Source organism: Phytobacter diazotrophicus, from assembly GCF_052061655.1.
Taxonomy (GTDB): Bacteria; Pseudomonadota; Gammaproteobacteria; order Enterobacterales; family Enterobacteriaceae; genus Phytobacter; species Phytobacter diazotrophicus.
The window spans coordinates 4575827-4588592 of record NZ_CM125428.1 but is presented as its reverse complement, the minus strand read 5'-3'; the positions used below and the strand labels follow the sequence as shown (position 1 = coordinate 4588592).

10 protein-coding genes are annotated in these 12766 nt (G+C 56.1%); 6 read left to right on the top strand and 4 right to left on the bottom strand.

Translation table 11 applies throughout. The features are described from left to right. Window positions 1-9: 9 nt before the first annotated feature. A complete protein-coding gene (locus ACS0RQ_RS22350) occupies window positions 10-1593 on the bottom strand; it encodes a gamma-glutamyltransferase family protein (RefSeq protein ID WP_271851383.1) in 1584 nt (527 codons plus the stop codon). A gap of 114 nt (window positions 1594-1707) precedes the next feature. Here ACS0RQ_RS22350 and ACS0RQ_RS22345 point away from each other — a divergent pair, with 114 nt between their 5' ends. The 3 genes from ACS0RQ_RS22345 (at window position 1708) to hpxK (ending at window position 5229) form a co-directional block, all read left to right on the top strand. Continuing rightward, entirely contained in the window at window positions 1708-2547 is an 840-nt protein-coding gene (locus ACS0RQ_RS22345; RefSeq protein WP_271851371.1) for a MurR/RpiR family transcriptional regulator, read from the top strand. 202 nt (window positions 2548-2749) lie between these two features. Further along, the gene (locus tag ACS0RQ_RS22340) at window positions 2750-3988 is read left to right on the top strand and encodes a pyridoxal-phosphate-dependent aminotransferase family protein (RefSeq protein WP_271851372.1); all 1239 of its coding nucleotides are present in this window, start codon (window positions 2750-2752) and stop codon (window positions 3986-3988) included. Beyond that, window positions 3985-5229: an allantoate amidohydrolase gene (gene hpxK / locus ACS0RQ_RS22335; protein ID WP_271851373.1), complete on the top strand. Its 1245-nt coding sequence runs from the start codon at window positions 3985-3987 to the stop codon at window positions 5227-5229. The genes ACS0RQ_RS22340 and hpxK overlap by 4 nt, the downstream gene beginning before the upstream one ends. A 339-nt stretch (window positions 5230-5568) precedes the next feature. On the opposite strand, the gene ACS0RQ_RS22330 is transcribed toward hpxK, so the two are convergent. Next, window positions 5569-6339 (bottom strand): amidohydrolase, encoded by a 771-nt coding sequence (locus ACS0RQ_RS22330; protein WP_271851374.1) that lies wholly within the window; start codon window positions 6337-6339, stop codon window positions 5569-5571. Between the two features lie 110 nt (window positions 6340-6449). After that, window positions 6450-8894, bottom strand: a complete 2445-nt coding sequence (fadE, locus tag ACS0RQ_RS22325) for an acyl-CoA dehydrogenase FadE (RefSeq protein WP_107224466.1) — start codon at window positions 8892-8894, stop codon at window positions 6450-6452. A 250-nt stretch (window positions 8895-9144) separates the two neighbouring features. On the opposite strand from fadE, the gene lpcA reads away from it, so the two are divergent. Together lpcA and ACS0RQ_RS22315 are read left to right on the top strand one after the other, a co-directional pair. Continuing rightward, a complete protein-coding gene (lpcA, locus tag ACS0RQ_RS22320; RefSeq protein ID WP_041852634.1) occupies window positions 9145-9726 on the top strand; it encodes a D-sedoheptulose 7-phosphate isomerase in 582 nt (193 codons plus the stop codon). A gap of 148 nt (window positions 9727-9874) precedes the next feature. Then, window positions 9875-10642: a class II glutamine amidotransferase gene (locus ACS0RQ_RS22315; protein WP_041852633.1), complete on the top strand. Its 768-nt coding sequence runs from the start codon at window positions 9875-9877 to the stop codon at window positions 10640-10642. Here ACS0RQ_RS22315 and dpaA read toward each other — a convergent pair. After that, complete coding sequence (gene dpaA / locus ACS0RQ_RS22310) at window positions 10613-11353, bottom strand: peptidoglycan meso-diaminopimelic acid protein amidase (RefSeq protein WP_041852632.1); 741 nt, start codon at window positions 11351-11353, stop codon at window positions 10613-10615. The two genes, ACS0RQ_RS22315 and dpaA, sit on opposite strands and share 30 nt — an antisense overlap. A gap of 305 nt (window positions 11354-11658) precedes the next feature. On the opposite strand from dpaA, the gene dinB reads away from it, so the two are divergent. Further along, a complete protein-coding gene (dinB, locus tag ACS0RQ_RS22305) occupies window positions 11659-12717 on the top strand; it encodes a DNA polymerase IV (protein WP_041852631.1) in 1059 nt (352 codons plus the stop codon). Window positions 12718-12766 lie beyond the last annotated feature (49 nt).

The following is a 12766-nucleotide window of genomic DNA, read 5'->3' as shown; positions in this document are numbered from 1 at the left end:
AATGACTCCTTAAAAACCGGCTGCGCTGCCGTTACTGCGTGGATCAAATGCCCCTTCGAGCATCCCGTTGGGATGACGCACAATCGCCCCGGCGTGCCCGGTGGCTTCGCTCAGCCCCGGCAACCATTCAACGTCATGGCCCAGGTCACGCAACGCCTGATACGTGGCCTCGCTGAATCGCCCCTCCAGCTTCAGGCTATCGGACGTTTGCCCCCAGGTGCGGCCCAGCAACCAGCGGGGGGCGCATACTGCTTCCTGCAAAGGCATGTTTTGCATCACGTGGCGGGTAAATATGGCGGCCTGTGTTTGCGGTTGACCGTCGCCCCCCATCGTGCCGTAGACCATGGTGCGGCCATCTTTCAGCCGTGCCGCCGCCGGGTTGAGGGTGTGGAACGGTTGTTTACCTGGCACCAGCGCCAGCAAATGATCCGGGTCGAGACTGAATGCCGCGCCCCGGTTTTGTAACAGCACGCCGCTCTCTGGCAGCACCACGCCGCTACCGAACTCGTGATAAATGCTCTGAATAAACGACACCGCCAGCCCGTTTTTATCCATCACGCCCATCCAGACGGTATCCCCCGGTCCTTTGCCCTTGCCCCAGGGGGCGGCCCGCTTGTCATCGATGCTGGCGGCCAGCCGTTGCAGTGGTGCCTGCTCCAGCAGGCTTTGTACCGGCAGCGTGACGTGGCGTGGATCGGTGATGTAGCGATCACGCAGGCCAAAGGCCTGCTTGGTTGCTTCGACAATGCGGTGAATGGTCTGTACTTCACTGGCCTGCGCCATATCCAGATGGTCGGTAATGCCGAGGATGGCCAGCGACACCAGCCCTTGCGTTGGCGGCGTCATATTGAAGATGTCGCCCTGGCTGTGGCTCAGACGAAGTGGTACCCGGCGGTGGGCACGATGAGCCGCCAGATCCTGAGCGGTCAGTGGCAGGCCGAGCGCGCTCATTTCCGCCGCCATCTGATCGGCGAGCGCTCCGCGATAAAAACTGTCCAGTCCGTCGGTGGCGAGGCGGGTTAATGTGCGGGCGAGGCGCGGCTGGCAGAAACGGCTGCCCGCCTGTGGGACTTCCCCCTGAATTAGAAAGGTCTCGCTAAAGCCCGGCACATCCACCAGTTCCGGGTATTTACTTTGCGTGGCGTTGGCCTGCGACTGTGTTACCGGGATCCCTTCGCTGGCGTAACGGATGGCGTCGGCCAGCAGGCGGGAGAGCGGCAATTGCCCGCCGCCCAGTGACGCTGATACGTTCAGCGCCTCGTCCCAGCCGCTCAGCGTGCCGGGAACCGTGAGCGCCGCCAGCGGGCCACGATGGGGAATATGGCTATGCCCGCGATAGAAATCACGTGTCGCCAGTTGCCCGGCGGCGCCGCTGGCGTCAATGGCGAGGGGCGCGCCTTCGGGCGGCACTATCAGCCAGAAACCATCGCCGCCGATGCCATTCATATGGGGATAGACCACCGCAATGGTGGCGGCTGCGGCGATCATCGCCTCAATCGCATCACCGCCGTGGCGCAACACCGATAATGCCGATTCGCTGGCAAGGTGGTGGGGCGTTACCGCCATACCGGAAGGGGCAATATTACTTTGCATCGTCATGCTCTCTTTGTTCGGGTAAGTCAGAGAGCTAAGCAAGAGCTGTTCCAGATTGACGGCAAGCGTTTCACTGTGTCAGCTTAATGTGAAACGAAAGTTGCAGGAGGGTCTATGCAGCAGTTAGATACGCGCTTACGTGAGTGCTACAACGAATTATCCCCGCAAGAACAGCGAGTTGCCTCATTTATCATGGATCATTTTGATGATCTAATGAGCTACAACAGCGCCGAACTGGCCCGTCTGAGCGGCGTGTCAAAAGCCACTGTCAGCCGTCTGTTTAAACGGCTTGGCTATGATCGTTTCAAGGAGATGCGCGATGAGGTGCGTACGCTGCGCCAAAGCGGCATGCCGCTGACGGAAAACCGCGATGCCGTACAGGGTAACACCTTGCTGGCGCGACACTACAAGCAGGAGATGGCGAACCTGACCCAGTGGGTGAATGCGCTGGATGCCGTGCAGTTTGCCGATGTAGTACAGGCATTGGGCGCAGCGCAGCGCGTCTTTATTCTTGGCCTGCGTAACAGCGCGCCGGTGGCCTTGCATCTGCGCCAACAACTGATGCAAATCCGTGGTCAGGTCTGTCTGATGCCTCAACCGGGGCAGACACTGGCAGAAGAGTTAGTGGATATCACCCCACAGGATGTGGTGGTGGTGGTCGCTTTTCGCCGTCGTCCACGGGTCATCCGCCCGGTACTGGAGGCGCTGCACAAACAGGGCGTGCCGACTGTTGCCATCAGCGAACCGCAGGCGGCGGGCATTACCACGCTTGCCCGCTGGCACTTCGGCCTGCCGCTCGACAGCGTATCGGCGTTCGACAGCTACAGCAGTGCCATGAGTCTGGTGAATTTACTGGCAAATGCGGTACTGCACAGCGCCCTGACCGAGGGACGTCAGCGTATCCATAACATCGCATCGCTGTATACAGAACTCGACGAACTGGAGCAGCGATAATGCACCATATTGGTGCTTTTGCACCCGTTCAGGGGATCGTTGTGGTGCGGTCGGATAACGTTAATCCGCGCTGAAAAAGGACGAAATCAGCGCAATAGCAGGCTGGTGTCTTCATTTTCTCTGTGGCACATTAGTTGCAGAAAGTATCACTAAGAATCTTTTGTTTCATGACGATCACTTTTGTATACCAAAGGATGTGTCCATGTTCGACTCTCAGCACTCTGCACAAATTAACCCACCCCACCGTTTACTGATGGGGCCGGGACCTATCAACGCCGACCCGCGCGTTTTACGTGCCATGGCGAGCCAACTGGTGGGGCAGTATGACCCGGTTATGACCGGCTATATGAATGAGGTAATGGCCCTCTACCGCGAGGTATTCCGTACGCAAAACCGCTGGACCATGCTGGTAGATGGCACCTCGCGCGCCGGGATCGAAGCGATCCTCGTCTCTGCGATCCGCCCAGGCGACAAGGTGCTGGTACCGGTCTTTGGCCGTTTCGGGCATCTGTTATGTGAAATCGCCCGTCGCTGCCGTGCGGAAGTACACACCATCGAGGTGCCCTGGGGTGACGTTTTTACGCCGGATCAGATTGAAGACGCCATCAAGCGTGTTAAGCCTCGCCTGTTACTGACGGTGCAGGGCGATACCTCTACCACGATGCTGCAGCCGCTGGAAAATCTGGGTGAGATCTGTCGCCGTCATGGCGTGTTGTTTTATACCGATGCCACTGCATCGCTCGGCGGTAACGCGCTGGAGACCGATGCCTGGGGGCTGGATGCGGTCTCCGCGGGTTTGCAGAAATGCCTGGGCGGTCCGTCGGGCAGCTCGCCCATCACCCTGAGCCCACAAATGGAAGAGGCCATTCGCGCACGCAAATGCGTGGAGCAGGGGATCCGTACCGATACGCATCAGGACGGCGATGACGAGATGATCTACTCCAACTATTTCGATCTCGGCATGGTGATGGACTACTGGGGGCCGGAACGCCTGAACCATCATACCGAAGCCACCAGCATGCTGTTTGCCGCCCGTGAGTGCGCACGCATCATGCTGGAAGAGGGGATGGACGCGCTGATTGCCCGCCACGAATTACATGGTCGCGCCATGCTGGCGGGGATCCAGGGAATGGGGCTGGAGGTGTTTGGCGATATTCATCACAAGATGAATAACGTACTAGGGGTGATGATCCCATCGGTTGTGCATGGTGAAGAGGTGCGTAAGCGCCTGCTGGATGATTTCCACATTGAAATCGGCACCTCGTTTGGCCCGCTACAGGGCAAGATCTGGCGTATTGGCACTATGGGGTATAACGCGCGCAAAGATTGTGTGCTGCAAACCCTCACAGCTCTGGAAGCGGTGCTTAACCGTCTGGGCCTGCGCACTGTACAGGGCGTGGGAATGCAGGCCGCCTGGGATGTCTACGAAGGGGTGGCATGATGATGACTGCCGATGAGGCTGACCGCGCTGCGCACCGGGTAATGACGCGTTGCGATGCGCTGGCAGAGATCAGTGAAACGCCGGGTCAACTTACCCGGGTTTACCTCTCTTGCGAACATCTGCGGGCGAACGCGCAGGTGGCGCAGTGGATGCAGGATGCGGGAATGCTCACCTGGCAGGATGCGGTAGGCAATATTTGCGGACGCTACGAAGCGGCAAGCGACGGTGCACAGGCGGTGTTGCTTGGGTCGCACCTGGACACCGTTCGTGACGCCGGACGCTACGACGGCATGCTCGGCGTGCTGACTGCCATCGAAGTGGTGGACTGGCTGCACCGTCAGGATCTGCGTGGTTCACAGGCCATTGAGATCGTCGGGTTTGCTGATGAAGAGGGTACGCGCTTTAACATCACGCTGTTAGGAAGCCGGGGCCTGACCGGCACCTGGCCGCAGGGCTGGCTGGATTGCGAAGATGCGCAGGGGATAAGCGTGGCGCAGGCGATGGTGGATGCCGGTCTGGATCCTACGCGTATCGCCACGGCGGAACGTGCCCGTGAGGATTTTTCCGCGTATCTGGAGCTGCACATCGAGCAGGGGCCGGTACTTGAGCAAGAAGATCTGCCGCTCGGCGTGGTCACCGCGATCAACGGTGCGCGCAGGTTGACCTGTCGGTTTAGCGGGGAAGCAGGGCATGCGGGCACCGTGCCGATGAGCCATCGTCACGATGCATTAACCGCCGCCGCCCAGTGGATCGGGTTTGTTGAACAAAAAACGCGGGAGTCTGGCCCGGAGCTGGTGGCAACGGTCGGTACGCTGCAGTGTGAGCCCGGTGCGGTGAACGTGATCCCTGGGGCGGTGACGTTGACGCTGGATATCCGCAGCCCGAACGATGCTCTGCGGGAGACGCTGTTAAACGCCCTGCTGGATGAGGCCTTGCGTATTGGGCAGGAACGTGGCGTTGGTTTTAGCTACGATATTTTTTACTCCATTGCGGCAACACCTTGTGATACGCATCTGCGTAATGTGCTTGCTGGTGCCGTTGAGGCGGTACAGGGGCGCGTGCTGTTGCTGCCAAGCGGTGCAGGGCATGATGCCATCGCAATTGCGGAACGCTGGCCATCGGCCATGTTGTTTGTGCGTTGTGACAGAGGGATCAGCCATCATCCGGCCGAGAGCGTGCAGCAGCAGGATGTGGCCCACGCGTTGCGGGCATACAGTGAAGCGGTGAGAGCGTTAATGTAATTCAATGTTTCCCTGAAAGAGGGGAAATATCGTGTAGCCCCGGTAAGCGTCAGCGCCACCGGGGACAATTCCCGGATGGCGGCGCAGGCGCCTGATCCGGGCTACGACCGGTTTTCTCTCTCCCCTGGGGCTGAGGAATCCCCACAAAAATGCGAGCACGAACGGTCCCCTCTCCTCTTTGGGGAGAGGGTCAGGGTGAGGGGGAAAATGCGGCTCTGATGGTCATTCCGTTCACCTTATGTTCATGGCGACATGTCAACTTCGGACACGTGAACGGGTAAAGGGGAACACCGCGTTCGCCTCTCGCCCCTTTAGTGATAGGGGGAGGGGAACGTCATATCACCCAAGCGTAAACGGATCGGCGTCCTGCCAGGCGGGAAACTTCTCGCGGTACTCTTTTAATGCGGCCATCGACAACTCGGCATCAATGCGGATAGCCTGGTGTGGCTCGGCGGTGGCGATAACCTCGCCCTGCGGGTTAATGACCCGGCTGTCGCCACGATAATGATGCCCATTGCCATCGGTACCCACACGGTTGCAGCCCGCGACATACGCCAGGTTTTCAATAGCGCGTGCCACCAATAGCGATTGCCAGTGCAGCGAACGCGGCGCAGGCCAGTTGGCGACATACAGCGCCAGATCGTAATCATCGCGATTGCGCGACCAGACCGGGAAGCGCAGGTCGTAACAGACCAGCGGTAAAATACGCCAGCCGCGCCACTCAAACACCACGCGCTCGTTACCGGCTTCGTAATGGTGATGTTCATCGGCCATACGGAACAGATGGCGCTTATCATAGAAATGAACAGCCCCTTCCGGCTCGACCAGCAGGAAACGGTTAACCGGGCCGCGCTCTGTTTGCAGCGCGGCACTGCCCGCGACCAGCGCGTTCGTCTGGAGCGCTTTGGCCTGCATCCACGCCACAACGTCTTCTTGCGGCATCGACTGCTTCGCCGCTTCCATCGCAAAACCGGTGGTGAACATTTCCGGCAGGACTATCACATCACGCCCGGTGATATCTTCAAGCTGGCGGTCGAAATGGCGCAAATTGGCCGGACCGTCCATCCAGACTAAAGGTTGTTGCAACAGCGTAATTTTGAAACCAGGCACGATTTAAGCTCCCCTTAAACAGCATTTTTACACTTTAGCACGAGAAAAAGGGAATTTGTGGTAATAAAAAACCCCGCACGAAGCGGGGTCAGGGTCTCCAGAGGGGGGCGTTATGCAGCCTGAGGCTTACGCACCTTTTCCGGCGTTTTTACCGGCTGTGTTGCCAGCTCTTCCGGTTCGAAATCGTCGACATTGATACTACGCAGACGGCTGGTTTCGGCTTTTGTCAGGATCTCAGCTTCATCCTGATTGATAAGCCCGCCGGCCAGCGCCTCTCTTGCCAGCACGTCCAGACGTGTGAACGGCAGGTTTTTACCGAGCTCTTTACAAATGCGCTGATGAATCGGGTCGGCGGCGATCACGTCAAGTAGCGCCTCTTCCAGCAGACCGACCGGGTTATGTTCGCTCGGCGTCAGGTACTGACCACGACCAATACGCGAACGGGTGGCACACGGCGTTTGCAGAATCTTAGCGACCTGATGATCCAGCTTATCGGACGGTGCCAGATAGTGACGACCGGTCGGGAAAATCACCACCCGCAGCAGACCCGCGACCACACGGTTCGGGAAGTTGGCCAGCAGATCGTCCATCGCCTGTTCAGCCTGATACAGCGCGTCCTGTACGCCCCAGTGCACCAGCGGCAGATCCATCTCATGGCGGCCTTCATCGTCATAGCGTTTCAGCACCGCAGAGGCGAGGAACACCTGACTTAAGATATCCCCGAGACGTGCCGAGATACGTTCACGACGTTTCAGGCTACCGCCCAGTACCGCCATCGACACATCCGACAGCAGCGCGAGGTTGGCGCTTAAGCGGTTGATATGTTGATAGTAGCGTTTGGTTGAATCGCTGGTCGGGGCCGAACTGGTCAACCCGCGCGTCAGCCCCAGCCAGAAGCTACGCATCTTATTGCTACCCACATGCCCGATATGTTTAAACAGCAGCTTGTCGAACGCATCCACGTCATTGTTTTGCGCGGCGGCCATTTCATCCAGCACGTACGGATGGCAGCGAATCGCGCCCTGACCGAAGATCATCATGCTGCGGGTCAGAATATTGGCCCCCTCAACGGTGATGGCAATCGGTGCACCCTGATAGGCGCGAGCCAGGAAGTTGCCTTCGCCGAGCATAATGCCTTTACCGCCAGCGATATCCATTGCGTCAATGATTGACTGCTGGCCACGGTGAGTACAGTGGTACTTCACGATGGCGGAGAGTACCGCCGGTTTCTCACCGAGCATAATGCCGTACGTAATCAACGCGGCAGCGGCATCCATCACATAGGCGTTACCCGCGATACGTGCCAGAGGTTCTTCGATCCCTTCCATCTTACCGATAGCAACTTTGAACTGACGACGGATATGGGCATAGGCGCCAATACCCAGCGCCACCGATTTCAGGCCGCCCGTGGAGTTGGATGGCAGGGTGATACCCCGGCCCACGGACAGACATTCCACCAGCATACGCCAGCCCTGTCCGGCCATTTTCGGACCGCCGATGATGTAATCAATCGGTACGAAGATATCCTGACCACGCGTCGGACCGTTCTGGAACGGGACGTTCAGCGGGAAGTGACGACGACCAATTTCAACGCCCGGGGTGTTGGTAGGGATCAGCGCACAGGTAATACCGAGATCTTCTTCGCCACCCAGCAGTTTTTCCGGGTCAGAGAGTTTAAACGCCAGGCCCAGTACGGTCGCGATAGGCGCCAGCGTGATATAGCGTTTGTTCCAGGTCAGGCGCATACCGAGCACCTGTTCACCCTGCCAGTCGCCCATGCAGACGACGCCTGTGTCCGGGATGGCGCCCGCATCAGAACCGGCTTCCGGGCTGGTCAGTGCGAAGCACGGAATTTCCTGTCCACGCGCCAGACGGGGTAAGTAATGATTTTTCTGCTCTTCGGTGCCGTAATGTTGCAGCAGTTCGCCCGGCCCTAAAGAGTTAGGTACGCCGACGGTGATCGCCAGGATACCGGAAACCCCGGAGAGTTTTTGTAATACGCGGGACTGGGCGTAAGCAGAGAATTCCAGGCCGCCGTACTCTTTTTTAATGATCATCGCGAAGAAGCGATGTTCTTTCAGATACGCCCACAGTTCTGGCGGTAAATCGGCCATTTCATGGGTAATCTGAAAGTCGTTAGCCATACGGCAGGCTTCTTCCACCGGGCCATCAATAAAGGCCTGTTCTTCGGCGGTCAGGCGCGGCTGCGGGTAGTTGTGCAGTTTTTTCCAGTCAGGATTACCGCGGAACAGATCGCCTTCCCACCAGGTTGTACCGGCATCGATAGCTTCTTTTTCCGTACGGGACATCGGCGGCATCACTTTACGAAAGCCGCGGAAGACTGGCGCAGAGATCAGCGATTTACGCATCGGCACAAAGTTGAAGGGCACAAGGATAATGGCCAACGGCACCAATACCCAGATGGACCACAGACCTGAAGCGCCAAGCGCGGCAGTCCATGCCAGGAGGATTACGCTGCTGAGCAGCAGACTCACCCGGTGATAGAACAACACGCCGAGTAGGACAACAGTTGCGAGAAGACTCAAAATCATCATAGAGAAAAGCTCCCTTGCTTGTAGGAGGTCTGACCACTTGTGATGATATGGTTGTAGTGGATGTTATTTCTTTTAGCAATGTGTTTACAAAATAATTACAACCTGGTTCACATTGTTGGGGAGGAATGTGGCACGAAAAACGAAAACCCCCGACGATCCCTATGGCTTTAGCTTCTCGCTTGCCATGCTATCCGGTAAACTGCGCGCGAGAATTTATATTCATACTGCTTTCCTACTGAAGGATATCCTCATGTACCAGGATCTGATTCGTAACGAACTGAACGAAGCAGCGGAAACGCTGGCAAACTTTTTAAAAGACGATGCCAATATTCACGCCATTCAGCGTGCAGCGGTTCTGCTGGCTGACAGCTTCAAAGCCGGTGGTAAGGTATTGTCCTGCGGCAATGGTGGTTCCCACTGTGATGCGATGCACTTTGCCGAAGAGTTAACGGGGCGCTATCGTGAAAACCGTCCGGGTTATCCGGGGATTGCGATTTCTGATGTGAGCCATCTCTCCTGCGTTAGTAATGACTTTGGTTACGACCATGTTTTCTCTCGCTATGTTGAAGCCGTTGGCCGTGCAGGGGATGTACTGTTAGGTATTTCTACTTCCGGTAATTCTGGTAATGTCATTAAAGCGATTGACGCGGCGCGCGCGCAGGGCATGAAAGTCATCACGCTGACCGGTAAAGATGGCGGCAAAATGGCAGGTACTGCCGACGTTGAAATCCGTGTACCGCACTTTGGTTACGCCGACCGTATTCAGGAAATCCACATTAAAGTGATCCATATCCTGATTATGCTGATCGAAAAAGAGATGGTAAAAGCGTAAGAAGGCTATTTTATTCGCCATCTTGAACCAGGGCAGTGCTCAGAATCCTCACGTACCCGGTGTACGCTCCGGTTCTTACGCGCTGTCCGTGTTCAAACTGGCTGCAACAATTACGCCTTCTCCATATTTGGGCGTTAGGGGGTGTTGAATGTGCGAACTGCTCGGGATGAGCGCCAATGTGCCAACCGATATTTGCTTTAGTTTCACCGGGCTTGTTCAGCGCGGTGGGGGAACCGGGCCGCATAAAGATGGCTGGGGTATCACCTTTTACGAAGGCAAAGGCTGTCGTACGTTTAAAGACCCGCAACCCAGCTTTAACTCTCCGATTGCCCGTCTGGTGCAGGAGTACCCGATAAAGTCCTGCTCGGTGGTGGCCCATATTCGCCAGGCGAACCGTGGTGAAGTGGCGCTGGAAAACACGCACCCCTTTACCCGTGAACTCTGGGGACGCAACTGGACCTACGCTCATAACGGGCAGTTAACCGGGTATAAATCGCTGGAGACCGGCAACTTTCGTCCTGTCGGGGAAACCGACAGCGAAAAAGCTTTCTGCTGGCTACTGCACAAACTCACCACGCGCTATCCGCGTACGCCGGGCAATATGGAAGCGGTATTTAAATACATCGCGACGCTGGCGACTGAACTGCGTGGGAAGGGTGTTTTTAATATGCTGCTGTCGGATGGGCGTTATGTCATGGCGTTCTGCTCGACCAATCTGTTCTGCATTACCCGTCGGGCACCGTTTGGCGTGGCGAAACTGCTGGATCAGGATGTGGAAATTGATTTTCAGCGGGAAACCACACCTAACGATGTGGTTACCGTGATTGCTACCCAGCCGCTAACGGGCAATGAAACCTGGCAAAAGATTATGCCAGGCGAATGGGCATTATTTTGTCTCGGGGAGCGTATAGTTTGACGCCAACTGCGGGTGAATAACTTCGTGGCTCAGCGGTTTGCTGACCACGTAGTTCCCGTCAACAACAGAGACCACAGGCGGTTTCTGTGTCTGCTGGAAGAAGTCATAACCCGGTTTTAACTGTTCCCAGAATTTCGCATAGGTCGAATATTTGTGACGCTGCATATTCGCGTCCGTCATACGGAACGGGTAGATGCTCAGTTGCACGCTTTCCTGACCAAACACCAGCGCGGCGGTGACAAACTGGAAAATCTCGTCGATTTGCGAATCGGTCATGGCGTAGCAGCCAATCGACACGCACGCGCCGTGGATCATCAGGTATTTCCCTTCATAACCGTGGGCACGGTCATAGGCGTTAGGAAAACCAATATTGATGGCTTTATAAAAACGGCTATCCGGTTTTAGCTGGCTGCGCTGAATGGAATAGAACCCTTCCGGGCTTTTGAAATCGCCCTGACGCTGTTTCGGACCCAGGCCGCCGGAGTAGTTACAAATTTTGTAACTATTGAGGAGCTGATATTGCTCACCCATTTTGACGTAGAGATCAAGGGTACGCTCTTCTTTGAAGATCTGGATGTATACCGGCGATCCCATCAACTGCTGCTTATATTCTTTGCTGATCGGCGTTGTTGAACCATTGCTGCTTAATAAGCTGGCAAACGAGACGCACGGCATCAGAAGCATCGCAAGAAAAAATGCGATTTTGCGCATACTGCTTGTTTCCTTGATAAAACGGTTACCACATTGCCAGGACGGCAAAAGAATCCCATAAATTCAGATTAATCTGGATTGGGTGCGCCCACAGTAGCATCACGGTAGTTTTTCGCAAGCCCGGATCGCTGAGTTTACAAATTAGTTTTTTGCAGCGATCCCCCTGCTAAATATTGTCTGACGAAAACCCCAGAAATAACAGCGCTATTGGGCGTTTTTTTCACTGCGAACTCACTTTTTTCCTCACTCTTCTCATTCTGGGTAATGATGCTGTATACTTATCCAGTATCTGATAAGGTGAGCGTATGCGCAAAATCATACATGTCGATATGGACTGCTTTTTTGCGGCGGTGGAGATGCGTGATAACCCGGCTCTGCGGGATATCCCTATCGCTATCGGCGGCAGCCGGGTTCAGCGCGGCGTTATCAGCACGGCTAATTATCCGGCGCGTAAATATGGCGTGCGCAGCGCCATGCCCACGGCAATGGCGTTAAAGCTCTGCCCACATCTCACCTTATTACCGGGGCGCTTTGAAGCCTACCGGGAAGCCTCTCACCAGATCCGCGAAATTTTTTCCCGTTATACAAGCCTGATTGAGCCCCTGTCACTGGATGAAGCCTATCTGGATGTGACCGACAGCCCCCATTGCCACGGTTCGGCAACGTTAATGGCAGAAGAGATTCGCCGGACCATATTCCGCGAAACCCAACTCACCGCATCGGCTGGGATTGCACCGGTGAAGTTCCTGGCGAAAATCGCCTCCGATCTGAATAAACCTGACGGGCAATATGTCATTGCCCCTGCGGATGTACCGGCGTTTTTACGTACGCTGCCACTCAGTAAAATTCCGGGCGTTGGCAAGGTGTCGGCGGCAAAACTGGAAACGCTTGGGTTGCGTACCTGCGAAGATGTGCAGAACAGTGACCTGGCGATGTTGCTAAAACGCTTCGGTAAATTTGGCCGCGTGTTGTGGGAGCGCAGTCAGGGGATTGATGAGCGACATATCAGTAGCGACAGGCTTCGCAAATCGGTTGGCGTGGAGCGTACGCTGATAGAAGACATTCATGAATGGGAAGAGTGTGAAGCCATTATCAACCAACACCTTTATCCGGAACTGGAACGGCGGCTGGCAAAGATAAAACCCGATCTGTTGATTGCCCGACAGGGGGTTAAGCTCAAGTTTGCCGATTTCCAGCTCACCACCCAGGAACACGTCTGGCCACGCTTAAATAAAGACGACTTGCTGGCGACGGCGCGGAAAACCTGGAATGAGCGGCGCAGCGGGCGCGGCGTGCGTTTAGTGGGTTTGCATGTGACGCTGCTCGATCCGCAATTAGAGCGTCAGTTGGTGCTGGGGCTGTGATAATCGTGAAAATAAGAGCGTAACGGGAAGATAAAAGGGAAAGTGTCCG